The 23,766-nt window shown below is 59.3% G+C and carries 22 protein-coding genes and 1 pseudogene; 15 read left to right on the top strand and 8 right to left on the bottom strand.

Annotated features, from left to right (window positions below; translation table 11 throughout):
- Positions 1-178 precede the first annotated feature (178 nt).
- Entirely contained in the window at positions 179-529 is a 351-nt protein-coding gene (locus EII11_RS03615) for a WhiB family transcriptional regulator (RefSeq protein ID WP_124868689.1), read from the top strand.
- A 164-nt stretch (positions 530-693) separates the two neighbouring features.
- Positions 694-852, top strand: a complete 159-nt coding sequence (locus EII11_RS03610; RefSeq protein WP_124868687.1) for a Sp36 family protein — start codon at positions 694-696, stop codon at positions 850-852.
- Positions 853-931: 79 nt separating this feature from the next.
- On the opposite strand, the gene EII11_RS03605 is transcribed toward EII11_RS03610, so the two are convergent.
- A complete protein-coding gene (locus EII11_RS03605) occupies positions 932-1,615 on the bottom strand; it encodes a Crp/Fnr family transcriptional regulator (protein ID WP_124868685.1) in 684 nt (227 codons plus the stop codon).
- Positions 1,616-1,863: 248 nt separating this feature from the next.
- On the opposite strand from EII11_RS03605, the gene nth reads away from it, so the two are divergent.
- Entirely contained in the window at positions 1,864-2,496 is a 633-nt protein-coding gene (nth, locus tag EII11_RS03600; RefSeq protein ID WP_124868971.1) for an endonuclease III, read from the top strand.
- Between the two features lie 137 nt (positions 2,497-2,633).
- On the opposite strand, the gene EII11_RS03595 is transcribed toward nth, so the two are convergent.
- Together EII11_RS03595 and EII11_RS03590 are read right to left on the bottom strand one after the other, a co-directional pair.
- The gene (locus tag EII11_RS03595) at positions 2,634-4,796 is read right to left on the bottom strand and encodes a hypothetical protein (RefSeq protein WP_124868683.1); all 2,163 of its coding nucleotides are present in this window, start codon (positions 4,794-4,796) and stop codon (positions 2,634-2,636) included.
- Positions 4,797-4,865: 69 nt separating this feature from the next.
- Positions 4,866-5,723 carry a hypothetical protein gene (locus EII11_RS03590; RefSeq protein WP_124868681.1) on the bottom strand — a complete coding sequence of 286 codons (858 nt, stop codon included), beginning with the start codon at positions 5,721-5,723 and terminating at the stop codon, positions 4,866-4,868.
- Between the two features lie 209 nt (positions 5,724-5,932).
- Between EII11_RS03590 and EII11_RS03585 the strand changes: the two genes are divergently transcribed.
- Positions 5,933-6,790: a hypothetical protein gene (locus EII11_RS03585; RefSeq protein ID WP_124868679.1), complete on the top strand. Its 858-nt coding sequence runs from the start codon at positions 5,933-5,935 to the stop codon at positions 6,788-6,790.
- Between the two features lie 59 nt (positions 6,791-6,849).
- Here EII11_RS03585 and EII11_RS03580 read toward each other — a convergent pair whose 3' ends face one another.
- Positions 6,850-7,680: an HAD family hydrolase gene (locus EII11_RS03580; protein WP_240623044.1), complete on the bottom strand. Its 831-nt coding sequence runs from the start codon at positions 7,678-7,680 to the stop codon at positions 6,850-6,852.
- Between the two features lie 153 nt (positions 7,681-7,833).
- Here EII11_RS03580 and EII11_RS03575 point away from each other — a divergent pair, with 153 nt between their 5' ends.
- The 5 genes and pseudogenes from EII11_RS03575 (at position 7,834) to EII11_RS10980 (ending at position 11,606) form a co-directional block, all read left to right on the top strand.
- The gene (locus EII11_RS03575) at positions 7,834-9,246 is read left to right on the top strand and encodes a TadA family conjugal transfer-associated ATPase (protein WP_124868677.1); all 1,413 of its coding nucleotides are present in this window, start codon (positions 7,834-7,836) and stop codon (positions 9,244-9,246) included.
- Positions 9,230-10,399, top strand: coding sequence for a type II secretion system F family protein (locus EII11_RS03570; protein WP_165867050.1), 1,170 nt, complete (start codon positions 9,230-9,232; stop codon positions 10,397-10,399). Before EII11_RS03575 ends, EII11_RS03570 begins: the two co-directional genes overlap by 17 nt.
- A gap of 224 nt (positions 10,400-10,623) precedes the next feature.
- Positions 10,624-10,764, top strand: a pseudogene (locus tag EII11_RS03565) (DUF4244 domain-containing protein); the annotation flags it as partial.
- A 99-nt stretch (positions 10,765-10,863) separates the two neighbouring features.
- Complete coding sequence (locus tag EII11_RS03560) at positions 10,864-11,199, top strand: hypothetical protein (protein WP_165867049.1); 336 nt, start codon at positions 10,864-10,866, stop codon at positions 11,197-11,199.
- A complete protein-coding gene (locus EII11_RS10980; RefSeq protein WP_124868669.1) occupies positions 11,160-11,606 on the top strand; it encodes an Rv3654c family TadE-like protein in 447 nt (148 codons plus the stop codon). Before EII11_RS03560 ends, EII11_RS10980 begins: the two co-directional genes overlap by 40 nt.
- Before the next feature lie 682 nt (positions 11,607-12,288).
- Here the strand turns inward: EII11_RS10980 and EII11_RS03550 are convergent.
- Genes EII11_RS03550 through EII11_RS03540 form a run of 3 tightly spaced genes read right to left on the bottom strand, consistent with a single transcriptional unit; the run spans position 12,289 to position 15,652 of the window.
- On the bottom strand, positions 12,289-14,709 hold the full coding sequence (locus EII11_RS03550; RefSeq protein WP_124868667.1) for a DEAD/DEAH box helicase: 2,421 nt from the start codon (positions 14,707-14,709) through the stop codon (positions 12,289-12,291).
- Positions 14,706-15,197, bottom strand: coding sequence for a YbjN domain-containing protein (locus EII11_RS03545; RefSeq protein ID WP_124868665.1), 492 nt, complete (start codon positions 15,195-15,197; stop codon positions 14,706-14,708). Before EII11_RS03545 ends, EII11_RS03550 begins: the two co-directional genes overlap by 4 nt.
- Entirely contained in the window at positions 15,194-15,652 is a 459-nt protein-coding gene (locus EII11_RS03540) for a YbjN domain-containing protein (RefSeq protein ID WP_338068031.1), read from the bottom strand. The genes EII11_RS03545 and EII11_RS03540 overlap by 4 nt, the downstream gene beginning before the upstream one ends.
- Before the next feature lie 366 nt (positions 15,653-16,018).
- Between EII11_RS03540 and EII11_RS03535 the strand changes: the two genes are divergently transcribed.
- The 3 genes from EII11_RS03535 to rlmB all read left to right on the top strand — a co-directional run bounded on the left by EII11_RS03535 (position 16,019) and on the right by rlmB (position 19,500).
- Positions 16,019-16,957 (top strand): phosphatase PAP2 family protein, encoded by a 939-nt coding sequence (locus tag EII11_RS03535; RefSeq protein ID WP_165867047.1) that lies wholly within the window; start codon positions 16,019-16,021, stop codon positions 16,955-16,957.
- 9 nt (positions 16,958-16,966) lie between these two features.
- A complete protein-coding gene (locus tag EII11_RS03530) occupies positions 16,967-18,439 on the top strand; it encodes an amidase (protein ID WP_124868661.1) in 1,473 nt (490 codons plus the stop codon).
- Between the two features lie 80 nt (positions 18,440-18,519).
- Positions 18,520-19,500, top strand: coding sequence for a 23S rRNA (guanosine(2251)-2'-O)-methyltransferase RlmB (gene rlmB, locus EII11_RS03525; RefSeq protein ID WP_124868659.1), 981 nt, complete (start codon positions 18,520-18,522; stop codon positions 19,498-19,500).
- 132 nt (positions 19,501-19,632) lie between these two features.
- On the opposite strand, the gene EII11_RS03520 is transcribed toward rlmB, so the two are convergent.
- Positions 19,633-20,601, bottom strand: coding sequence for a S41 family peptidase (locus tag EII11_RS03520; protein ID WP_124868657.1), 969 nt, complete (start codon positions 20,599-20,601; stop codon positions 19,633-19,635).
- A gap of 371 nt (positions 20,602-20,972) precedes the next feature.
- Between EII11_RS03520 and EII11_RS03515 the strand changes: the two genes are divergently transcribed.
- The 3 genes from EII11_RS03515 (at position 20,973) to EII11_RS03505 (ending at position 23,758) form a co-directional block, all read left to right on the top strand.
- Positions 20,973-21,947, top strand: a complete 975-nt coding sequence (locus EII11_RS03515; RefSeq protein WP_124868655.1) for an SPFH domain-containing protein — start codon at positions 20,973-20,975, stop codon at positions 21,945-21,947.
- Positions 21,948-22,081: 134 nt separating this feature from the next.
- Positions 22,082-22,264 carry a type II toxin-antitoxin system antitoxin gene (locus tag EII11_RS10975; protein ID WP_205649226.1) on the top strand — a complete coding sequence of 61 codons (183 nt, stop codon included), beginning with the start codon at positions 22,082-22,084 and terminating at the stop codon, positions 22,262-22,264.
- A gap of 207 nt (positions 22,265-22,471) precedes the next feature.
- Complete coding sequence (locus EII11_RS03505) at positions 22,472-23,758, top strand: adenylosuccinate synthase (RefSeq protein WP_124868653.1); 1,287 nt, start codon at positions 22,472-22,474, stop codon at positions 23,756-23,758.
- Positions 23,759-23,766 lie beyond the last annotated feature (8 nt).

Genomic DNA, 23,766 nt, shown 5'->3' with positions numbered 1-23,766 from the left:
AGGCGGCGGGAAGTGAGGGGAGAGACATTCTGATAATGAAATAGTGTCTCAATTGTGGTGTCCCCCTAGCGTGATCGAGTATCAATGTGCTTGTATTGAACGGTAGTTTGCCGGAGCAGACTGCGGCTGTGTATTTTCTTGACAGGAGTCAAGGACGACCAGAGATGGAGCAAAACGCATGACACATGTCGATCAAGACCAGAGCTGGGTCGCGCATGCACTGTGTGCTGAGCAAGAACCTGACAATCTCTTCGTTCAAGGCTCAACGCAGCGGCAGGTCCGTATGGTGTGCATGCAATGCCCGGTACGTATTGAATGCCTTGCTGACGCGCTGCAATCTGGAGCTAATTTTGGTGTCTGGGGTGGCCTGACTGAGCGTGAACGCCGCGCTATTTTGCGCCACTACTCCGATGTGACGAATTGGATGGAGTGGATTAACACGTCCTCCGACCCGCTCGCTCAAGAAATTCGTACGGCTGAGGTTCCCCGTGTTCTCAGCCACGTTCGTTCGTCATCGGTTGTCCGTTAAGGCCCCGTGACGAGGTTGAAGCCCGCGTCATCTGTCATGATCCTCGCGATGAGGAGACAGGCGATGCGGGCATTTTTATGAGGTGCAGGCGTGAGAGTGCTGCGCGCCGAGTACAGGTCCTACCCTAAGCTGGAATCATCCTGTGATCTGAAAGGGAACATGCAATGACGAAATGGGAGTATGCAACTATTCCGTTGCTGACGCACGCAACGAAGGCCATCCTTGACCAATGGGGTGCTGACGGCTGGGAGCTCGTCCAGGTTGTGCCGGGTCCGGCGGGTTCAGATAACCTCGTTGCTTATCTGAAGCGTCCGGTAGCCTGAGCGCGCCGCAAACGATACTCAAAAAGGGTGTGGCCAGGAGTGTAAAACTCCTGGCCACACCCTTATTACCTGAGAGGACTTAGCGTGCGCGACGTGCCAGACGGTCAACATCGAGCAGCATGACAGCGCGGCCTTCGAGTCGAATCCACCCGCGGGAAACAAAGTCAGCAAGGGACTTGTTCACGGTTTCACGAGAAGCGCCAACGAGCTGGGCGAGCTCTTCTTGCGTGAGGTCGTGAGGAACATGAACGCCCTTGTCCGTGGGGTTGCCGAAACGATCAGCCAAGTCAAGCAGAGCCTTAGCAACGCGGCCAGGAACATCCGAGAAGACCAGGTCAGACAGGGATTCATTGGTGCGGCGGAGGCGCTGAGCCAATGCGCGCAGCATATGCTTGGCGAGCTGCGGGTTCGCATCAAGGATCTCCATGAGGTCCTCATGCTCAAGGTAGAGAAGATTTGCGGGGGAAACCGCGGTAGCAGTGGTCGAGCGGGGGCCCGGATCGAAGAGGGTCAGTTCGCCGATGATCTCACCGGGGCCGAGGACTGCCAGAAGGGACTCGCGTCCGTCATTGGAGGTGTGGCCGAGTTTCACCTTGCCTTCGGTCACGATGTAGAGGCGGTCGCCGAGGTCGCCCTCGTCGAATAGGGTTTCACCGCGACGTAGGCTGGTGTGGCCCATCTTTGACTGCAGCGAAGCTTGCTGTTCATCATCAAGACCATCAAAGAGTGGTACTTGATTGAGGTAGTTCCCGTCACCGAACATATCTCGGAACTCTCCATTTCGTCTCTATTCGGGCGCGGATATGGCTATCTCGCTCATGGTTCAGTTCCATTGTGGCCTAGCTGTGACAGCGGGCACAAGTGGGAAGAGTGATTTCTTAGGAATCCGACCGCCGGATGTCGAAATATGCGCGCACCCGAGCACCAATGTGCACAGGTGTTCACACATGGCCTCATGACGGGCACCGAAAAATGCCTCCTTTGCCAGAAGCACCCTAGGATGGCCACGTGATGGATTCTGCAAGCGCTCACCGCATTGTCGACATTCTGCGCGCCACCTACCCGGAGGCTCGCACCAGCCTCGACCACACCTCGCCTTTCGAACTCCTCGTTGCGACGGTGTTGTCAGCCCAAACAACAGATGCGCGCGTCAACACCATCACCCCTGAACTGTTCCGCCGCTGGCCAACGCCCCGCGCCCTCGCCGCAGCATCAACTGACGAGGTTGAAGCCGTCGTCCGCCCTCTCGGGTTTCAAAAACGCCGCGCAGCCCAAGCCGTCGCCGTCGCCCAACGGCTCCTTGAAGCCTTCGACGGCGAAGTGCCTCGCGGCGCAGCAGAGCTTGAAAGCCTGCCCGGTGTCGGCCGTAAAACTGCCAATGTTGTTCGCGGCAATTGCTTTGGAGAACCCGCGCTGACCGTTGACACCCACGTTGGTCGTCTGTCCAGGCGTTTCGGGTGGAGCGAATCTGAGAATCCCGCAAAGGTCGAAAAAGACGTGTGCACGCTGCTTCCACACACCGACTGGACGCAGCTTTCTCACGACATGATTTGGCACGGACGCGCAGTGTGCACGGCCCAATCCCCACGCTGCCACGAATGCGTGTTGGTAGAACTATGCCCTGCTGTTGGTGTTGAGCGCTGACCGTATCTGCGCGTCCTGAGATGCCCGACGCGCTGAGCCTGTCCATCCAGAGGCTTAAGAAGAGAAAAACTGTCCCTCCGCTGGTGAGCAGCGGAGGGACAGGACAGTGAACAGTTCGAAGAGCAGTTCAGACGTCCTCAGTGGCGAGGACGTTCCCGCCGAGCGGCTTCCTTGGCAGCGCGGCGCCGGCCCGACCATGTCAGGTGAGCGCCAACGGGATTAACACGCTCAACCTCGGCGCGGAGCGCCTCCTCAGAGCGGCCCTTCCGGCGAGCAGAATGAGAGACGATACCAATGCCCCAGATCGCAAGACCCACAAGGAGCAGGCGCCCTGAGTAAGCCGAAACCTGCAGGTGGTGAGCGAGATTTTGGCCAATCACGCCGAACTTAGCCAGAGCATCAAAGGAGCCTTGAGTCAGGCTCATCATCGCGGCGGGAACAAGCAGCCACGGAAGGCCCAGAACAGTCAGAAGCACACCAGACACCCACGCGCCTACAGACGAACGTGCGGCCAAAGCAATCACGATGAGCAGGCCAATAATTCCAATGGCGAACTCGGCTAGAGCCCACAGGGAGAGCTGCCCACTCGCAATCGGTGCTCCCTCAGCTAAGGTCATGCGAGCCCCAGCGTCAGCAAAGAAGTACCAGGTTACTGGCACGAGAAGCAGGGTGAGCAGTAAAGAAGCGACATGGGCACTCACGCGTGACGGCACTACGGGAACAACCGTTGTTCCTTCAAAAATAGCGTCATCAAGCTTTTGTGGAGTATCCCCCGCAGGGAGGGGAGTCGCGCTCGCATGCAACGCCTGATGCCACGAGGCCGAGCTGTCCTCATCCACGGTTGGTGTGGGAGCAAAAAGATCACGACGAATCGCTGTTGTCGACAAGTCATCGCTGTCCTTTTCCCTGCTTGAGAGCACATCCACAGGAATCTCACCAGAGTGGGGCCCCGGCTGGTAGTTTTCCATACTCTCTGGGGAGGCCACAGGGATGGTGGTCGTGTGAACCTCTGCCTCCTCAACGAGAGAGTCCGCGGGGGCGTCGGCCTCGACAATCGGGGTATCGGTACCGACAGCGTCGGCACCGAATGGATTGGCACTGTGTGCAGCCTGCGCGTCTTCTGCGGGGAGTGCAGGGGTAGCGGCCTCAAGGGAGGATTCGCTGACGGGAGGGAAGAGGGAGCGGCGGCGGCTGATCTCTTGCCAGGTCGAATCATCCCCACGTTCTGGGCGCAAGACAGGGATTGGTGCAGCTACTGCCGGAGGTTCTTCCTCCACGACAGGGGTATCAGCAGGCGCCAACTCGGGTGCATCGATCTGAGGCGACGCAGAAATATCGTCGGTGAAAGTAGGTGTTTCCTCAGGCACAGGCGCGAAATCGGCCACAGGGGCGGTAGTTTCGGCGGGTGCGAAGTCGGCTACAGGAGCGGCGTCATCAGCCGCGGCAATAGGAGCAGCGGCGGCAAAGGCATCAGCCGATATAGAGAGATCAGCGGGCGCGGCATCCTCGATCAGACTATGCGAAATGGAGGCGTTGCTCGCAAGGACCTCCGAGGCGCTGTCCTGCAGCATAGGGGCAGGACGAGTCAGATCAGTGTCAGCCTCAAGCTCAAAATCGGCAACGAGGGGAGCGCCCTCGCCAGGCTGGTCTGAAGTGTCAGCCTCAGCGTTCGCTGCGAGCCATTGGGTGTCGCCGTCCGCGATCTCATCGCTGGGGGAGGCGGAATCCTCGGGACCTGCGGACCCCTCAACTGCCTCAAACGAAGGCATGTCATCCTCCGTAGAAATATCAGCCTCCAAGGATGCAGGGCTTCCTGCGCCACCGAAGTCTGTCACAGAGTAGTCGTGAGGGGCATCCTCGGGTGCTCCCTCTTCGACAACACCATCCTCAGCAAGGGCCTCGCCCACAAAAGCAGCGGTGTCGGCCTCAGCGGGGGCGGCGACCTCGTCCTCGCTCTGCTCAAGCTGGTCAGCTTCTAAAGACACCGAGGTTCCGGCGCCACCAAAGTCGGTCACGGTGTAGTCATGGGGAGCTTCGCTTTGCCCCTCAGGAATTGCTTCAACCTCGGAAGAGTCCTGCAGTGAGGGCGATTCCTCCACCCGCTCACCGTCGCTACCAGCGTGGAAATCGGTGGCCGCGCTGTCTGCTGGCTCATCAAAAACGATGGCAGTGTCAATCACCAGATCATCTGACGGAACCTCTGCGTAGAAAGGGTTTTCTCCCGCAGGGTGTCCCGAATCATGTTCGGGAGTATCGGGAGTGAGTTGATCGTCGTGAGTGGTGAAATCATCGTTCGCCATTGTTGCCTCCATTCCAAGCAAACATAACGCCCTTCACTGCCCCAATAGCGGAGGCAGGGCGGGAGGGGGTCAAATTGAATCAGATTGTTGTGACAGTAGAGAAGCGCGCAAACTCCGCCGAAGATTGCGCCGCACCAAGAGCGGGCCAACCGCCACCGCAGCAAGAGTGAGCCCCAAGGCCATGACCACGGGTGTTGCCATCTGCAGTGCCGTCATTGGCGACAAGCCGGGGGTGACCACCTGGCCGGTCAGGGAAGCCCACACCGGCACAATGATGTAGGCCGGAATCACCATGAACACCCAGATCGCAACCTGAGGGCCCAACGAGGACCAACGGGTCATCACCGCTACAGCGCCCAGAAGTAGCGCCGCAAGAATACCCGCATAGGGGCGAGGTTCGTGTCCAAGCTGCATACCCGTTAAACCATGAGCTGCAACGCCTGACGAATCCATGGGTGCCATGTAGATGTACAGGCCAATGGCTAAGGTAATCGCCACAATCGTGGCACTGAAAACGCGGGAGCGTTCACGATAATGACGTCGCGACGGCAAAAGAGAATCCCACAATTGTTCTGCGCTCAACTCAGAATGAGTCGCAGCACGCCGCACAAGGTACATCGCAATGGTCATCCCACCAAAGACTGCAGTAGTGGCATAGGGGAAGTAATTCCAATGCAATGCGGCCGTGATCTCAGCAGAACGCAGCGGTAAAACAACAGCCGCAGGACTGACGCCCTGCATGTGCAACAAGCCAATGAATGCCGACCACGCTGTCAGTGCGATCATGCCTCCGGCAGATTCTTCTGAGTTAATCGCGATCAAACAAAACAGAACCGCAGCCAGCACAATACCCACCATGCCTGCCGAGGCAGACAAAGGCTGTCCCACCGCTGTTGCTGCCAGGATTGAAACGAGCGAAAGATTCATCAAGCTCAATCCCACAGGTGCAAACACCAGCGCGAAGGCCGCGCTTCGTACATGCTGAAAGCGCGTCGGTTGGGTCAATTGTGGAGTCACCCTTCCAGTATCCCCTGTGAAGCCCCTTCGTGTCTGGGGGACGGGAAGAAAACACATCTCACCCTTCACGCAGCTCATGTGGGGTGCAGGAAGCACGCAGGCCACCATAAGGTAAGGGGGTGACGCAAATCGAGGCCCTCAATCATGCCACCCTCCAGGCAGCCGCACAGCTCCCTTCAGTCCTTCACGCCCGCCAACAGGCAGAACAGGCTCTTGCCGACCTCCGTTTCCATGAGGGGCTACGACGTCAGTGGGAAGCTGCCCGCGCAGAGGCCGCGATCCGCGAGGCCACCGCCCTGTGCCTCCTCGAAGGAGCGAGAATCAGCGTTGATGATCTGCGCGAACTCTCCATGCGGGATGCTCGCGACCTCGCCCCCACCGCCCTCGACCCCTCCCAATCTCTCGCGATTGGACTGTGGAGGGCCCAGTGGAACCTCGCCAGCAACTGTGCTCCCCTGAACGCGCGAGTACGCGCGCCGCATCGGCCTCGTCCCCTGCCGGCACTGATGAGCGCGCTGCACCGTGACATGTGCTCGGGTTTGGTTGCGGCGGGCCTTATTGGTGCCGATCAGGTTGCCTTCCCTGCTCTCCCCGGCGGCCTCGCTGTCATCCGCGATCTTGTGCAGGCGCAGCTTCCCGCCTGGATATGTGCCGCAGAAGTTAGCGCTTACCTGCGGGTGACGCCTGTGTTCTCAGTGGCCTCCGCAGCCATGGGAGCCACCCTCGCCCGCTGGGTCCTGATCGAACGAGGCGTTGACCCCAGCGCCGTGGCCGTCATGAGCGCACTGCACACTACGGAAGTTCCCGGCAGCGAAGAGGCCCTCGCCGCATGGCAGCAGGCGCACCACCCCTCTGCCGACGCGGACGCAGCTATTGATGGTGTTGGCCGATGGTATGAGTTCTTCGCCCGAGCCGTCGAGGAAGGGGCGCGCATTGGGCAAGACATCGCCCTCCATGTGCAAGCCGGACGACTGTAGCTCCCGTCCTGAGTGGCAGGGCGTGTCGGCGCGGCAGAGCGTGTTGGCGCTGATGCCCGTCAGAGGCTCGCGCGCGCCCGCTTAGCGCACCACAAACGATAGGCCACAGTGAGGGCCACTCCCGTCGCAATTGTTCCTGCCGCGACAGGGAGTGCGGCCTTCGAGGCTGACGAGCGAACCCGCGCCGTGTGCTGGAAGGTGAGGATCTGCCAGCCACGTTCCTGGGCAGTCTCGCGTAAACCTCGGTCGGGATTAACGGCAACAGGATGACCGACAGACTCCAACAGGGGCAGATCAGTGACCGAGTCGGAATAGGCGAAGCACTCGGAGAGATCCCAGCCCTGTTCAGCGGCTAGGGCAGCACAAGCGCGGGCTTTTTCATCAGCATAATTAAGGGAAGCAATCTCACCCGTGAAGGTGCCATCCTCATCGCGGACAGCCTCCGAGCCGATCACAAAGTCAGCGCCTAGGAGGTCTCCGATGGGACGAACCATCTCGGACACAGAGGCCGATGCGATCACCACCGGCTGCCCGGCGGCACGGTGAAGGGCGATCTGGTCGAGAGCTTCGGTAAAACAAACGGGGTCAATGTGGGTGGCCAGGGCGTCGCGCACGGTTGCTTCAAGGACAGCGCTATCCCATCCTTGTGACATCGCGCCCAGTTGCTTGCCCATGCGTTCCATAGCGGCGTGATCGGCACCTCGCAGAAGGTAGGGCAGATGGAGGAGCACACCAAGGGCTGCACTACGGCGGGTCATTAAGCCCGAATCAACTAAAGGAGAGCGCAGCGCAACAGAAGAGGACGTATCCAAGATGGTTTTATCCAAATCAAAGAATGCTGCCGCCCGAGGGACAGTATGCGGGCGATGTGGCATGGGTACTAAGGACACAAAGGAACCTCTTCTACGCGGTTGACCTGGCATGATGTTCCGTCTATGGATTCCAACCAGGAGTTATCCACAGGCATCGTGGTATGAAACAGTTTTCCACAACCTTGCCTTCTTGCCATAGTGATTCGCAAGTTCTCACGCTGAGCTAGAGAAATGACCGCCGCGTTCATCTACGCTCACGCCCTTGAGGCCAGAGCCATCAACCAGCTCAACACGCGCCTGCGTGCGTGTGGCCAAGCAGAACTATCCCGCGTTCGCGAGGACTCCTCACCGGGCATTCTTTTCCTTGGTGATCATCGCAATATCCTCATGTGGCGCCAGCGCGGTCACACGGTCATTACCTGCGGCTCTCAGGGTGCCTACTCCGTGAATGACGCTGCGGATCTTCTGTCGAACCTCCTTGCTGAGCGCCCACACTCGCAAAGCCCGCAAGTAGATGAAGTGCAAGAAAAGGACGAAACGAGGACATCTCCCTGTCGTCTGAAAGCCATGACCACCAAGACGACGCAAGAGGAGACGGTGGAGGAGAGCTTCTCTTTCGGCAACATCATCGATCCTTTAATCGCACACCCCACGGTCACGGACATCCTCGTGAATGGACAGCACGTGTGGGTAGATCGCGGTGATGGGCTGCATGAAGCCGAGCGTCACTTTGACTCGGTTGACGATGTCCGCCAGTTAGCTGTGAGGATTGCCGCTTACTGTGGCAGGCGCCTTGATGAAGCCAGCCCGATTGTTGATGCTGCGCTGCCCTCTGGCATCCGACTACACGCTGTGCTCCCTCCGGTGGCGGGCGACGGCCCCCTCATTTCATTGCGTATTCCGCATGTGGGGACTTTGGGGGTGGGTGACATGTGTGTGGGGCAGAGCGCGCATCTTCTTGAATCCTGGATGCAGGCGGCGATTAAAGGGCGTCGGAATTGCCTGATTTCGGGGGCCACTGGCAGCGGAAAGACGACTTTGCTCTCTGCGGTGCTCAGTGTGATGCCTCCCAATCAGCGCCTGGTGTGCATTGAAGAAATCTCCGAGTTGCGCCCCCGTCACCCCCACCTTGTGCATCTTCAAGAGCGGGCGGCCAATGTGCAGGGGGCAGGTGGGGTGAGTCTTTCGGAGCTGGTCCGTGCCGCCGTGCGCATGAGGCCGGACAGGATCATCGTGGGGGAGTGTCGAGGTGCTGAGGTGCGGGACATGTTGGCTGCCTTGAATACCGGCCACGACGGAGGGTGGGCAACGATTCATGCCAATAGCGTGGAAGATGTACCCGCGCGTTTGGAAGCGTTAGGGGCCTTGGCTGAGCTTGGCCCGCAGGCGCTGGCAGCGCAGGTACGTGCGGCTTTTGATCTGGTGATCCACATGGAACGAGGGGGTGGCGGGAAGCGACGTATCGCACAGATGGGCGTTATCGCTGACGCTGAGGGGCGCCTGCGTTGCGAGTGCGCTGCGCTCATTGACGAGGACGGGCGCGTTCGCCCTGGCCCTGCATGGGAGCGTTTGCAGGCCCTTTTAGGGCTGGGCGCTGATGATTGCAGAAAGTATCGCGGTGAGGGGCATGATGAGGACGCTTGATATTGGTTTCCTTGCTGTAGAAATGGCCGCGCATCTGCGAGCCGGGGCATCGTATGAACGTGCCTGGCAGCAGAGCGTGCGCGCAGCATGGGAAGAATCCGCTGGAAAAGGGCCCAGCGGGCAGCAAAGACGCATAGGAGGTGGCGGCCTTCGATGGTGGAAGCTCCTGCGTGGGTGGGAGGGCTGCCAAGAAGACGATGATGTGGCTGTGAGGGAGGGGGAGTCAGGGTGGGCCGTGCCGGGCGTGGTCGCTCAGTATGCTCTCCCCAGATCACGGCCTGAGAGAGGGCGTCTATTACACGCGATACGGGCAGGTGGATGCGAGTGGGAACGCTACCTGCGTGAGTGGCGGATGTGGTGGTGGGCGCGAAGTCCTGCTGGGCAGCGTCAGCGTCGCGCTGTGGAGGCGCTCGCGGTGGCGTGCGCCTTCAGTGGCGTGGTGGGCGCACCGCTTGCGGAGGTTTTAAGCCGAATTGGGCGCAGCATTGACACTGAGGAAGCAGACGAGGAAGCCCGTGATGTGGCTTCTGCTGGGCCTGCGGCCTCGGCGCACATTCTTAATGTCATGCCATTGGTGGGATTGGGCGCTGCGGGCGCCCTGGGGGCAGAGCCTTTACATTTCTTCACATCCAGCGTGCTGGGAGCCCTTGTTGCTGTGGTGGGGGTTGTGCTGATGATTGCGGGCAATGTGGTTTCGGCGCGAATGGTTGCGCACGCGAGGGGCCGTCCCCCTGAGGGTCTGGATCCTGCTTTGGCCTGTGATTTGGTGGCGGCTGCTTTAGAAAGTGGAGCGGCAATTCCCCGCGCGCTTGACGCCTTGGGTGAGGCCTCTGAGATGGTGGAGTTTCGGGATCTCGCCCGCGCATTGCTTCACGGGCAACCCTGGCAGGACGCCTGGAGGCATGTGCCCGAAGGCTTTGTGCCGCTCTCGCAGGCTTTGCAAGCCGCCTGGGAGGATGGGGTTTCGCCGGTACCTGGATGCGAGCGAGCAGCGGCGCGCCTGCGCCAAAGGCGTGCTACTCAGGCGCAACAGCAGGCGGCTCGTCTGAATGTCAGGCTTGTGGTGCCTTTGGGTGTCTTTATGTTGCCCTCTTTTATCGCCCTAGGTGTGGTTCCCCTGGTGGTTGTGCTCGTGGAGGGTCTGTCTGGGTGAGTTGGGTTCAGGTGTGTGGATGCTGCGCGTCTGGAGTTATCCACAGGCTGGCGGCGGGCAAGACGTTATCCACACCAACGCATTCGGACGTTAGGGGTAAAGAGGCGTGTTTGCGAGGCTGGGATGACAGCAAGATTTGCTGCGCCGCTTGGTAAGTCCTTGGCGGCTGTCTTGTGAAGGAGAATCCAATGAACGACATCCATACGCCCCATGATCTTTGCTCAGAGGAAGGATCGACAACTGTCGAATATGCGATTGGAGCGGTTGCCGCAGCCGCTTTTGCCGGTCTTCTGTTGGCCATTGTTCAATCGGACGCGGTACGCGCTGCCCTTCAGGGAATCATTGAACGCGCACTGTCGTTCTAAGACGGTGAGCAAGGGATGGTAGGGGCAGATGTGATGAGAGTACGTAGCCGGTGCGGCCTGCCTCAAAGTAGGTGTCATGCTGAATCAGGATCAGTCAGCGTGGAATTTGCTTTGGGGCTAGTCGCGGTGATGAGTGTGCTTGCGATGATTCTTGCGGGTCTTGATGCCGGCCAGGCGAAAGCGCAGGCCTGCCAGTTGGCCAGGGAGGGAGCACGCCATGCCGCTCGTGAGGCTGCCGGTGGGAGCGATACTCTGAATCCTCTGCCCCTGCCCCTGGCTTTGCCTTCGGGATATGAGGCGGGGAGCCTCTCTCTGGCCGTAGAAGGACAGTGGGTGAGGGCTAGGGCGCAGTGGCCTGTTCGTTCAGCAGTGGTGTGGTTGGCGCCGCATATGACATGCGAGGTCGTGACTTTGCGGGAGGAGGTGGGGATGTGATGCCGGATTGCGCTGACACGTATGGCAGGGGCAGGGGGCCTATTGGTGGCGAGGGTGGTGAAGAGGGCTCTGGCACGATTGCTGTGGTGGGCATCCTTGCCTGTGTATTGCTCTGTGGCGGGGCGGTTCTTGGCGCTGTTGCGGCCCACGCCCATACTGTCCGCGTTCAAGCTATTGCTGATGTTGCCGCGCTTGCTGGAGCAGAGTGTAGCCAACGTCAGCGGGTCTTGCAGGAGGCCTCGTGCGATGCCTGTGCACGAGTCATGGAAGTGGCTGAGGTCAATGGGGCCAGGCTGGGATGGTGTGCTCAGTCGGGAGAGGACGTACGAGCAGTGGTCCATTCCCCGTGGGCATGGGGAGGGTGGGAGTTTGATGTGAGCGCCCGAGCGAGAGCGGGTCCACTCTGAAAATACAGGAAGTTCATAAGTTGCACTGAAGCTCTCATCAGGAAAAACAGTTAGTGTTCCTCATAAGAAGAACGCAAGGCCAGGGAGCCAGCCAAGTGGCATCCTGACCGGAAGGGATAACATCTGGAGACCTCGTACTGTGTTGATGGGATGCATGAGTGGGCTGGCCTGTTGGTCAGCCCACTCGTGTATGTGCAACGAGGTAGCGTCTGCCCTGATCTCCTGATGCTGGGAGCATTTAGTTGACGAGGAAAAGGAAAGATGAAAGTAAGCTGGGAAAAACCGACCAATATGGTGGTTTTTTCGCCATTAAGTCGAAAAATGCACAGGTATTTTTCAGGTGTTGCTTAAGCTCTCGTAAGGAAGTGCTTTTACTGTAGTGGCAACAGACATGAAGGTGACGGGTCAAACAGGAGACTCGTTATCGGAAAGGGACTGCATCGGGAAGAACTCGCACTGTGTTGATGGGATGCTTTGGGGGGCTGGCCACAGGGTCGGCCCCTTAAAGTTATCTAGCCCAAGTTATCAACCCACGGTCGGTACCTCCTTCACGACGAAGGCCACGGGAAGAAAGTGCGAGAATCCCCCGAGCGGAGCCAACAACTGAGCAGAGCCAACGAAGGCGAAGCGCACAACAGAGAAACACTCACGGTATCTGAGACGACACCAACAGGAGAAACCTCTAAGGGGTGCGATCCTTCAGATAAGTCAACACGGTGATCGCCCCGGCTTTCGACAGGGGCTCATTCCCGTTCCCACACTTGGGTGACTGCACGCACGAAGGACATCCCTCATCGCAAGGGCATGACGCCACAGCCTCCAAAACAGCCCCCACCCACTCACGCGCATGCGAGAAACCGTACTGAGAATGCCCAGCACCACCCCGGTAGGCATCATGGACAAACACGGTTGGCAAGAGCGTATCCTCATGCTCAGCCGTTGACAGGCCCCCTAAATCCCAGCGGTCACAGGTCGCAAGCAAAGGCAAGAGGGCGATTGCCGCATGCTCAGCGGCATGCAGAGCGCCAGGAATATCAGCCTTTTTAACCCCCATGGCTTTCAATGCTGCCGGAGTTATCGTGTACCACACGGACTTCGTCACCAGGGTTCGCGTCGGCAGACTGAGCTCCTGGTTACGGAGAAACTCCAGACCAGGAAGACGTAGAAGATCAAAGTCTGTCACGCGGCTGGTGACATCCACCGCCCCAAAGTTCCACACCACCGTCTGGTCAGGGCTGGCCCACGTCTGAAGAACCTCACGAATCTGCACCGACACATGCTGCTTCGCGCGCGTTCGTAAGCGGGTGGAAACCTCTTCAACCTCGGCCACGCGCTGAGGTGAACCTGGCGTGACAGGCAAAAGGGAGAGCACATGAAAGGTCCTCCCCTGATGCACATAGATCGCGTCAGGGAAAACCTGCGAGTCAGCATCACCATCAGGAACACTCCCAATGACTGCTCCGGTGGAGGACTCAACGATCTGAACGTCACCACCCCCGCCTCGCAAATCAGTCATGTCACAGGCGCGATCTGGACGAGTCGCATCCCAACGCCACACACCCCCACGTTTCTTCAGATACCCCTGCGCAACCAAATCCCGCAAAAGAGCGTCGTCTTCCAACGCAAAACGCTCAAAATCACCGTCCTCAGCACTGAAAGGAAATTCCGCCGCAGCCGCACACACATGAGGAGCCACAACCCACGGGTTTGAAGGATCAATCACAGCGGCCTCTACCGGGGCGAGCACCTGCTCAGGATGGTGAACCAGGTAGGTATCCAAAGGATTATCCGAAGCTACCAGCACGGAAACGCCCTCGGCACCTGCCCTGCCCGCACGGCCAACCTGCTGCCACAAGGATGCGCGAGTACCCGGCCACCCCGCCGTCACCGTCGCATCCAACCCCGACACATCCAGACCCAATTCCAACGCCGAGGTCGTCGCCAAAGCGCGCACCGCACCAGAACGCAACGCGCCTTCTAATGCGCGACGCTCCTCTGGCAGGTAGCCGCCCCGGTAAGCGCCCACACGTTGAGATAAATCCCCACCGGCAACAGCATCTAAACGCTCACGAACTTGAGCGGCGACCGCCTCAGCTCCCGCGCGTGAACGCACAAAGGTCAACACCCTGCCTCCGGCAGCCACCAGATCAGCCGTCAAAAGAGCAGCTTCAGTGGCCGCACTCAACCGACGAGTCGGCGCCTCCAACACAGGAATCTCACCAGCAACAGCCGAAAGGAAAGAATCGATAGGCAAAGCATCCTCGTCAACAACTTCACGCGCCTGCCACATCGCCACATGCCGCCTTCCCGACGGAGAGGCGTCCTCGGTAATCGCACGCACCCCAGGGCGGCCAATCATCGTTTCGCCAACGCGCTCGGGATCACGAATCGTCGCTGAGAGCATAATGACCTGCGGGTCGGCTCCCAGACGGTGCGCAGCACGCAACAAACGGCGCATCACCAGGGCAATATGAGAACCCGTGACGCCTCGCCAATGATGCAACTCATCAATGATGATGTAACGCAAAGACGACAGTAGTCGCGTCCACCGCTCATGGCCGGGCAGAAGGACAAAATGAACAAAGTCAGGATTCGTCACAACAATATCCGCGTTGGCGCGCGCCCACTCCTTTGCCTCCCGGGGAGTATCCCCATCGGCAGACGCGGCTCGCACCTCCAGCTCACTGTCAGCTAAAAGACGCTGCAAAGCAGCCAACTGATCAGCCGCCAACGCTTTCGTTGGCGACACATACAGGCAGGTTGGCCGCCGATGAACCTCAGAAATACGCGTTGTGAACGCGCTTGCCGCCAACTCAGAAAGGATTGGCGTCCACGCAGCCAAGGACTTCCCTGAGCCGGTTCCCGTTGCCAACGCAATATCGGCACCCTCGGCTATCGCCGTCAGAGCGTGCGCCTGATGCGCCCAGGGCGCGTCAACACCATGACGTTCCCATGCGGCAACGACCCGCTCATTTACCCACTGTGGCCACGGGGCGATAACACCTTCGCGTGAAGGAATCACATGAGTGTGGACATGCTGACCGTGTTGGCGGCCAATCCGTTCCACCAGAGCAAGAAGCGAAGCTGAATGAGTTGAACTCATTCGGCTGAGGAACCCTCGTCCTCATCACAAACGCCTAAGCACTGCTCCACAGCCTCACGCGCATACTCAATCGCACTGATGCCCGTCGAAATGCCCGCACCGAGATTGTCGCGTAACTGTGCAACTGACAATCCAGCCCGAGTGTCCACTACGAAGTCAGCGCAGACTTGAACAGTGCCTGACTCGGTCGGCATCCAATAAACGGTGGGGAAATACTTCTCACGATTCCAACCATCCAGGATGGCGAACATGTGCGCGCTGTAGGAGTCCGCGCACAGCGTCGTCTCCCACATGGAACGAATCGATAAGAAACGACCCGAAGAATCGAAAGAGAAGAGCATAGGGACCTTGTCAAAGACAGCCCCTGCAGCGCGGCCTTCAACGATAATGTCAACCTGATAGCCCATATCCTGCAAGGTTGTACACATCCGCTCGAAATCAACAGGATAGGGCGTGACATCGTCATTGGGAACAGCGTAGAGAGTCATGCTTGAGCCCCCTGCGTGTTATCTGACCAGGTGACCATCTCTGGGTGAGCAAGCTCAAGATCATGGAAGAAAGACAAGATCATCTCCATGGAGGTTTCGCAGAACGCATCAAGCTGGGCTTCGGTAAGGCCGCTAGAAGCAACAACATTGCACTCAGCGATCAAGCCATAGCGTGTGCCATCCTCAAAGGGAGCAAGATAGGCCTTCGGGCCGGTGCGGGTGGTGTTGCAGGTGGCCACCTCGTGAGTGAGGGTAACGAATTGCGCGTCATCCTCGGCCGTGCCACGCCAATGGGCGCGCAGTTGAAGGATCTGGGGATTGGATGTGTCCCACAAGAAAATGGCATTCGCTGTAGGAACCAGCAACTCTGATTCGGCATAGTCACCATAGTTCAAATCGCGGCCAGCGAGCATACTGCGGATCCGCTCCAAAGAGACGGTGGATGGAGAGGACACGTCGTGCTCCTGAAGTCGCTGGTGGGAATGAACGGCAATGGCACCACTGTAATAGACGAAAAACATTCATGCGCGCCTATGCCCCCACATGTGACCTCAGGCAATCTTTTTGTTTCTTTTGTGCCGCTGTAGCTCTGGGTGCACACCTCGGTGCCCACGCAGCACACAATCAGCGTCGTGTGCCTAGGCGCGCTCAATCTCGCATTGCGCCATCAGCCTGAAAGATAGACCGCAGGGCGCTAGTGTGAAGACTCACGTCAGACTCTGCGACTTGAAAATGCCGCATGGCAATCTGCCCACTACGGTGGAATGACACAACAGCGCCTAAAGGCCACAGCGCGTGCACCTGCGGAAAGGGGGATCGACATGCCCAGCGCACAACGCACACCCACCGTGCGAGGAAAAGCCGTCCCCCGCAAAACGCCGACCTCAGGACCCGCCGCCTCCACCTACCGAGCACGCCTGAACCGGCGCCTCTACGGAGCACTGGCAGCAGTGCTCACCGCTATCCTCACCACCTTCTTCTCCCTCTACACCGAGATCGGTCAAGGCGTTGACACGCTCATGATGGAAAGCGTCATGGCCCGCGCAACTGCCGTAGCTCGGGTGGAAAATATCGTCACCGGCGTTGTTTCCCCAGCTGCAATGGTCGTTGTCAGCGTTGCCGTCACCCTTGTTGCACTCGCACGTCGCCGCCCCACGCTAGCTGGGCGAGCCGTTTCCGTGGTCCTCGTGGCAAACCTTCTCACTCAACTCCTCAAAGTCCTCCTTCACCGACCCGACCTTGGCCTCACCACAGGCCTGGCCAATTCCCTACCATCAGGTCACGTCACCGTCGCAGCATCCGTCTCCCTGGCGCTTATCATGGTCGCTCCCGCATGGATGCGCGCCCCCGCAGCCTGGCTCGGATGGATGTGGACCGCACTCATGGGCATCACCGTGGTTGCCCAAGCCTGGCACAGGCCCGCTGATGTCCTTGTCGCCCTCCTGCTTACCGGCGCATGCGCACTGATCCTCGCACCCATTGAATCGCGCGACCGTCACGTTCCCGGCATCCATCGCGCAATGGGCATAGCAGTCGCCATCGCCGTTGTTCTTGCCCTCGTATGCTCACTGATTGCCCTGTGGGGGATTGACATGCGCGCGGTCGCCTCCCCCGGCTCCGGCTTCGGTTTCTCCGACTATCTCGATAGCGTGCCCACCCGCGAGCGCCTCTTTGCCGTGGCAGGCATTTCCTGGATTATCGCCATCAGCGGCCTGATCATGCACGAGGTTGACCACCTGAGTGGGCGGGTGAGCGACTAGCGTAGAGGTATGGACCGCAACGAGCACTCGGCCTCTTACGGAGACCTCACCCCCAGCACCTACGCCACACTGAGCGCCACCGACATAGCTGAAGGCGTGCGCAGCGGCGCTTTCACTGCCCGCGCAGTTATCGAGGCCGCAATCGAACGCATCCGACAGGTCAACGGCCCTCTCAACGCCATGACGGTGATCCGCCACGATGAAGCACTGGGAGAAGCCTCCGCCCTGGATGCCGCACTCGCCAGCGGAGATCCGGCCCGTATTCGCACCTTCGGAGCCGACGGGCCCCTGGCCGGCGTACCCGTCGCCGTTAAAGAGGAATACGACGTTGCCGGCCTGCCCACAACACTGGGCGGCTACGGCAACTCCAGCCCAGCGCAGCGAGACTCCGAGGCCATCCGACGGCTACGCCGCGCGGGCGCCATCATTATCGGAAAAACCACGATGCCGGAGTTTGGCCAGATCCCGCTCACCAACTCTGAACGCTACGGGCTAACACTCAACCCCTGGGATGAAACGCGATCTCCGGGCGGCTCCTCAGGAGGATCCGCGGTTGCCGTAGCTGCAGGCATGGTCCCTATCGGACTTGGGGCCGACGGGGGCGGCTCCATCCGCATCCCGGCGGCATGCTGCGGCCTCGTTGGTCTGAAACCTGCCCGAGGGCGTATTTCCCCAGCCCCCTTAAGCGAACACTGGCACGGACTGGTGAGCCTTGGCGCGATCACCCGCACAGTGGCGGATACCGCCGTGGTCAATGACGTGCTCGCCGGGACGATGCCCTCCGACACCTTCGTCGCCCCGCCCTTGCCGATGTCGCATGTGGAAGCAACCTTGCAGACCTCACGCTCTTTCACCGTGGCGTGGAGTGCGCGCCCGGCAACCCCCGGCGTGGCGATGTCGGCCGAAGTAGAGCGCGCCCTACGTGCCACCGTGGCTCTACTGGAAGGCATGGGGCATCACATGAAAGAGACACGGAGAGTCTGGCCTGCCGCAGCCGATGCTTTCCTCACGCAATTCGCGTCCGGCATGGCCATCGAAGCGGCTGCTGTTGAGCATCCTCAATTACTTGAGGGGCGAACCCGCGCGACTGCCGACATTGGGCGCACGATCCCCCGCTTCATGCTTGACCGTGCGCTGCGGCGCAGCGAGGCCATCGCACGCATGATCGATGCGCGTTTCCTCACTCACGCTGATGTTTTGCTTCTTCCGACCCTTCCAGTCATGACGCCAGAGGCGGATGCTCTCAGCGGTGTTGGCGCTTTGACCTCTGCTTCAGGAAGCACAGTGTTTGTTGCGAACACGGCGATTTTCAACGTCTCAGGGCATCCGGCACTGTCACTGCCCGCCCCTGTGAGCGCGTCGAGTTTGCCAATCGGCATGCAATTCGTGGCACGCCCCGGCAGGGAGGATGTCCTCATGGCGCTCGCGGCTCAGATCGAGCAGCGAGTCGGTGGCTGGCCTTCACCTCGTATGGGGGAGTGAGCACTTCCACCCGCACGATTACTGAAAATCCCGGTATTCTTAACGGCTGAGCCAAAATGATGCGGAAAGGTTGGCACACTATGGCAGGTGGAAACGGCGACGGACGTCGCGGCGCGATACGCAAGGCAGGATCGAAAAAGGGTGCGCAGGTCGGCACCGGTGGGCACTCACGCCGCCGTCTCGAAGGCAAGGGCCCCACACCCAAAGCTGAGGACCGCACCTACCATCCCGCCCACAAGCGTAAGATCGCCCGCGAGCGCCTCGAAGAAAAGAAGGCGCAGATTGCCAGGGCGCGAGCTAAATCGTCGATTCGCGTTGCCCCCGGTCATGAGCTGATTGCCGGACGTAACCCGGTGGCTGAGGCCGTGCGAGCTGGCGTGCCCGTGACCCGCGTGTTTGTTCTGGGGAATGTGCGAGACGATCGCGTTGAAGAGGTGGTCCGCAACGCCTCTGCCATGGGTGCGCCCGTTTACGAGGTCACGAAGCGTGATCTTGATGTTGCAACCGAGGAAACAGTCCACCAGGGTGTCGCGATTGAGGTTGCTGAATACGAGTACGCCCACGTTGATGACCTCATTACTGATTCTCTGCAGCAGCTTGGCGTGCCCCTCTTGGTGGCTCTTGACCAGGTGACTGATCCTCACAACCTCGGTGCCGTCCTGCGTTCGTCGGGCGCTTTTGGTGTTGACGGCGTGATTATTCCCGAGCGTCGTAGCGCCGGAGTGAACACGACCGCCTGGAAGGTTTCTGCTGGTGCGGCTGCACGAGTGCCAGTGGCCCGCGCAACCAACCTGGTGCGTGCACTTGAAGCCTGCAAGAAAGCGGGTTTCTTTGTGGTGGGCCTTGACGGCGGGGGAGAGGTTTCGGTGCGTGATCTTCCCTTGGCGAAGGAGCCCCTGGTGGTTGTCACCGGCGCTGAAGGGGCTGGTTTGTCCCGTCTTGTGCGTGAAGCCTGCGACCAGGTGGTGTCGATTCCGATTTCCTCGGCTGTGGAGTCCTTGAACGCTGCCGTCGCCACGGGTATCGCCCTGTATGAGGTGGCGTCACTGCGTCAGGCATAAGGGGCGCGAGCCGAAAATCGGTCGTATCGAAAGATGCAGGACCGTGATGTGACTGTGGGGGAGATCAACGATCTCCCCCACGGCTTTATGTGTTCTGTCTTTCTGATTTCCCTGGCGCTCTCCGGGCTGGTGTCACATGCAACCGTGAGTGTTGAGCCATTGACGTGCGGCTTCGGGTGCGTCTGATAGTGCTGTCGGTTGCTCTGCTGGAATGGGGACTTCTCCGTAGGGGATCCCGTTTCGATCCACGGTGGTGCCGATGGTGAGGAACATGGTGATCCCGTTATAGACGTGGATGCCGGAATTGACCGAGGCATATCCGGCGGTCTCTCCCCCGAAGGTGCGGACATTTTCCAAGCCGCGGAAGGCTAGGAGTGTTTGTTCTCCAGAACTTGCGGTCTTTGGGCTTTGAAGGATGGCCACGGGTACGTTGATCTTGCCGTTGTAGGAGGTCAGCGTTGTGGGGGTGCCGCCACCGGCCGTGGAACCGCCGTTAATGGTGACGGGGTGTTCAGTGGATTGGATGATGAATGATGAGGCTGTGCCATCGGGAAGAAGGGGAGAGAGACCTGCGAGCATGGGGCCCATGTCGCCGCCGGTGTTGGAGCGTAGATCGAGGATGACCCCGCATACTCCTGGTTGGTAGAGGGCCTGGCCAATGGTGTCGGCATAGTCTTGCCCCTGCTGGGCTGTGCCCATGTAGCCGGGAAGGGTGAGGGTGAGGATGCCGTCATTGCGTGTGGTCTGTGGTGGCTCGTAGGTTGAGTGAGCCTCGTTGATCTCTTCTTCGGTGATAACGAAGGAGTGTTGTCCGCCGGCAACCTTGATGGCATCTTGAAGAATGGGCACAAGCTCATCCCAAGTGTTGACGTCGGTAAGAGCGGAGGTGGCTTCTTCCTTCTTCTGCGCCCACTCGGGTTTATTGGCGTAGATGCCTTGCTCCATCACTTCAAGGGCATTGAGGCCAGCTTTTTCTGGTGTTGGTGGGATCAGGTACACGCCGAAGTAGGGCCCCCACATCATGATGGCTCCCAGGGAAAGGCCGACGAGTGCAGCGAAGGTAACGCCGACGCCGAGCAGAACCTTTTTAGCAGTGGACATGAACTTTCCTTTGTTTGTGGGCCTCTTTCATCCAAGCAGGTGGGGGAGAGGGTTGGAACCCTGAATGCCCCTGATTCTGCCCTGAGCTGCGTAAGCATCCCTGAGAGGAGACTGGGGGTGGGCTTGGGGCGTGGCGCCGCTGACGGCGAGTTTTGTGACAGTTGTTGCGTTGCGTGACGGCTATAGCTGTCACTTTTTGCAACAAGTGCAACGTAACTAGGCGAGGGGCAGGGGTAGGGGGATTCTGGAGGCTCTGAGGGGTCTTGCGTTCACGCAAAAAATAGATATCATATTGATATCGCTCTAGCGTTGGCTAACGCCTGAACCAGAAGAAACCCCAAAGAAGTCCAAAAGAATGAGTGGTGAGACTCATGCCTGTCGAACACATTTCGCAAGATACCGCTGGAATGGATGCCACCCGGCCGGTCGGACAAGAAGGCATCCGCATTGATATCGCGGAAAAGCCTGCAGTGTCAGCCGGAAGTCCCCTGGCATTCCTTGTTCTGGTCATCCTCTTGGCAAGTCTGGGTGGCTCTGTCGCATTATTTATCTCTCAAGTGATCGCCCTGGAATCAGACCCCAATGCTTCCCCACTCCTCATGGGTGTAGCGATCACAGCCTTCGTGGTGACACTATGTCTGTTCTCAAGCATCACCATCGTCCAACCCGGACAGACATCAGTGCGCCAATTCTTCGGAAACTACATTGGCACTATTCGCCGTACCGGCATGGTGCTTGTACCACCCCTCACAGGCGGCACAAAGGTCTCCATCAAAGTCCACAACTTCGAGACCAATGAACTCAAGGTCAATGATCTTGACGGCAACCCCATCAACATCGCTGCCATTATTGTTTGGCAGGTCGCAGACACGGCCCGCGCAGTCTACGCCGTCGAAGAATACGAACAATTCGTAAAGACCCAGTCCGAAGCGGCCCTGCGCCATGTCGCCACCACACACCCTTACGATGAGCCAGGTCCGGGTGAAACCTCCCTGCGAGGCGGTACAGACATTGTCTCGCGCGAACTTGCCCACGAGGTTGCCGAACGCGTCGCTATGGCGGGCATCGAAATTGTCGAGGTCCGCATCTCATCCCTGGCCTACGCCCCAGAGATCGCCCAGGCGATGCTTCAACGACAGCAGGCCGGAGCAATTATTTCTGCTCGCGAGCAGATTGTTGAAGGTGCCGTGACCATGGTGGAACAAGCCCTCACGCGCCTAGAGGACGAAGACATCGTTGTGCTTGACGAGGAGCGAAAGGCACAGATGGTTTCTAATCTGCTTGTTGTGCTCTGCTCTGAACAACGCACGACCCCTGTGATTAACGCTGGATCACTGTACTCCTGAGGTCTTTTGTGACTGACAATGGAGCCATGGAGGACATGCGCATAGAGCTCGCTCTGCCCCGCGAAGAACATTACGAGGGGCAGAGCGAGTCAGCGCGTGAAGAAAAAAGCGGGAAAAAGGCTACGCGCAAGCAAATCCTTCTCCGCCTTGATCCGGCCGTGCACGCCGCCCTCGCCAAATGGGCCGCAGACGATCTTCGTTCGGTGAATGCTCAGATCGAGGTGCTCTTACGCCGGGCACTCAGCGAGGCAGGTCGCGCCCCCGAGGCTGCTCCCATGCGCGGGCGAGGGCGGCCACGTAAAGACACGACCGGGTAGTTCTTCCTTTTCGCAGCCTGACATAGTGACAATTTGGCCAGTTGCAAGCGACGAGATGGGTCAAAGTAGGCGGCAGATAAAGTAACTTCAGCGTTGTGAGTGAGTTCTGTCTGCTTTCCGGCTAAACTCTTGTCGGTAGAACCACCGTTCTGCCTGCGTTGAGCCGCGGCACGTGGCTCGCGTGGAAAATCCACTTGAGGAGAAAACATGCCAGCCGTGATCGTGCTCGGAACCCAGTGGGGTGACGAGGGCAAAGGCAAGGCCACTGACCAGCTCGGTCAGGACACTGACGTCGTCGTAAAGTTCAACGGCGGCAACAACGCCGGCCACACCGTCGTGGTCAATGGTGAAAAGTATGCGCTCCACCTTCTTCCGGCAGGTATCCTCTCTGAGGGTGTCACTCCCGTTATTGGCAACGGTGTTGTCGTCGACCTGGAAGTTCTTTTCTACGAGCTTGAAGAAATGTCTGCGCGCGGCATTGACTGCACGAAGCTGAAGATCTCATCCAACGCGCACATTATCCCCAGCTACAACCGCATCATTGACCGCTCTACTGAAAAGTCCTTGGGCGCCCGACAGATCGGCACGACAGGGCGAGGCATTGGCCCCACCTACGCCGACAAAATGAACCGCATCGGCCTGCGTATCCAAGATCTTTTCGACCCCTCGATCCTGTCTCAGAAGGTTCAGTCTGCTCTGGTGACGAAGAATCAGCTCCTCGAAGCAATGGGCGTGGAGGCCATCGACCCGCAGACGGTTGTTGACGAGCTCCTTTCCTACGCTGAACGTGTTCGCCCCATGGTTGTTGACGCCTCCCTTATCGTCAACGAGGCCCTGGACCGTGGTGAAACTGTTCTCTTCGAGGGCGGGCAGGCAACGATGCTCGACATTGACCACGGAACCTACCCCTTCGTCACATCCTCCAACCCGACCGCTGGTGGTGCCCTGACCGGCACAGGTGTTGGTCCGACCCGCATTGACGCGGTGGTGGGCGTCGCCAAGGCCTACACCACCCGCGTTGGCGAAGGCCCCTTCCCCACCGAACTGGATAACGAGGTCGGAGAGGCCCTGCGGCACAAGGGAGGCGAATTCGGCGTGACCACAGGTCGGCCTCGTCGCACCGGCTGGTTCGACTCAGTAGTCGTACGCTATTCGACGCGTATTAACGGCCTGACAGACATCTGCTTGACCAAGCTTGACGTCCTCACCGGCTATGAAACGATCCCCGTGTGCGTGGCTTACGAGGTTGACGGCGTACGCATGGAGGAGATGCCGATGGATCAAACGGGCTTCCACCATGCGACACCAATCTACGAAGAGCTACCCGGCTGGAGTGAGGACATTACGACAGCTCGCCGCTTTGAGGACCTACCTGCCAATGCACAGGCGTACATCCTGCGCCTGGAAGAACTGTCCAAGTGCCGTATTTCCATCATTGGCGTCGGCCCGGGGCGTGAGGAAACAATCGTACGTTTCCCCCTTCTTGGCCAGTGAAGGGTTGG

Source organism: Schaalia canis (genome assembly GCF_003858455.1).
GTDB lineage: Bacteria > Actinomycetota > Actinomycetes > Actinomycetales > Actinomycetaceae > Pauljensenia > Pauljensenia canis.
Note: the sequence above shows the minus strand (reverse complement) of the source record. Positions and strands in the feature narration are given on the sequence as shown.

What these genes read in the sequence shown, in the direction of transcription:
- EII11_RS03515 (WP_124868655.1), top strand. Translation starts at nt 20,973, where the DNA reads ATGCCTGTCGAACACATTTCGCAAGATACCGCTGGAATGGATGCCACC.
- EII11_RS03595 (WP_124868683.1), bottom strand. Translation starts at nt 4,796, where the DNA reads ATGGCGAACGATGATTTCACCACTCACGACGATCAACTCACTCCCGAT.
- EII11_RS03615 (WP_124868689.1), top strand. Translation starts at nt 179, where the DNA reads ATGACACATGTCGATCAAGACCAGAGCTGGGTCGCGCATGCACTGTGT.
- EII11_RS03550 (WP_124868667.1), bottom strand. Translation starts at nt 14,709, where the DNA reads ATGAGTTCAACTCATTCAGCTTCGCTTCTTGCTCTGGTGGAACGGATT.
- EII11_RS03545 (WP_124868665.1), bottom strand. Translation starts at nt 15,197, where the DNA reads ATGACTCTCTACGCTGTTCCCAATGACGATGTCACGCCCTATCCTGTT.
- EII11_RS03610 (WP_124868687.1), top strand. Translation starts at nt 694, where the DNA reads ATGACGAAATGGGAGTATGCAACTATTCCGTTGCTGACGCACGCAACG.
- EII11_RS03575 (WP_124868677.1), top strand. Translation starts at nt 7,834, where the DNA reads ATGACCGCCGCGTTCATCTACGCTCACGCCCTTGAGGCCAGAGCCATC.
- rlmB (WP_124868659.1), top strand. Translation starts at nt 18,520, where the DNA reads ATGGCAGGTGGAAACGGCGACGGACGTCGCGGCGCGATACGCAAGGCA.
- nth (WP_124868971.1), top strand. Translation starts at nt 1,864, where the DNA reads ATGGATTCTGCAAGCGCTCACCGCATTGTCGACATTCTGCGCGCCACC.
- EII11_RS03570 (WP_165867050.1), top strand. Translation starts at nt 9,230, where the DNA reads ATGATGAGGACGCTTGATATTGGTTTCCTTGCTGTAGAAATGGCCGCG.
- EII11_RS03605 (WP_124868685.1), bottom strand. Translation starts at nt 1,615, where the DNA reads ATGTTCGGTGACGGGAACTACCTCAATCAAGTACCACTCTTTGATGGT.
- EII11_RS03590 (WP_124868681.1), bottom strand. Translation starts at nt 5,723, where the DNA reads ATGAATCTTTCGCTCGTTTCAATCCTGGCAGCAACAGCGGTGGGACAG.
- EII11_RS03505 (WP_124868653.1), top strand. Translation starts at nt 22,472, where the DNA reads ATGCCAGCCGTGATCGTGCTCGGAACCCAGTGGGGTGACGAGGGCAAA.
- EII11_RS03530 (WP_124868661.1), top strand. Translation starts at nt 16,967, where the DNA reads ATGGACCGCAACGAGCACTCGGCCTCTTACGGAGACCTCACCCCCAGC.
- EII11_RS10980 (WP_124868669.1), top strand. Translation starts at nt 11,160, where the DNA reads ATGCGAGGTCGTGACTTTGCGGGAGGAGGTGGGGATGTGATGCCGGAT.
- EII11_RS03520 (WP_124868657.1), bottom strand. Translation starts at nt 20,601, where the DNA reads ATGTCCACTGCTAAAAAGGTTCTGCTCGGCGTCGGCGTTACCTTCGCT.
- EII11_RS03535 (WP_165867047.1), top strand. Translation starts at nt 16,019, where the DNA reads ATGCCCAGCGCACAACGCACACCCACCGTGCGAGGAAAAGCCGTCCCC.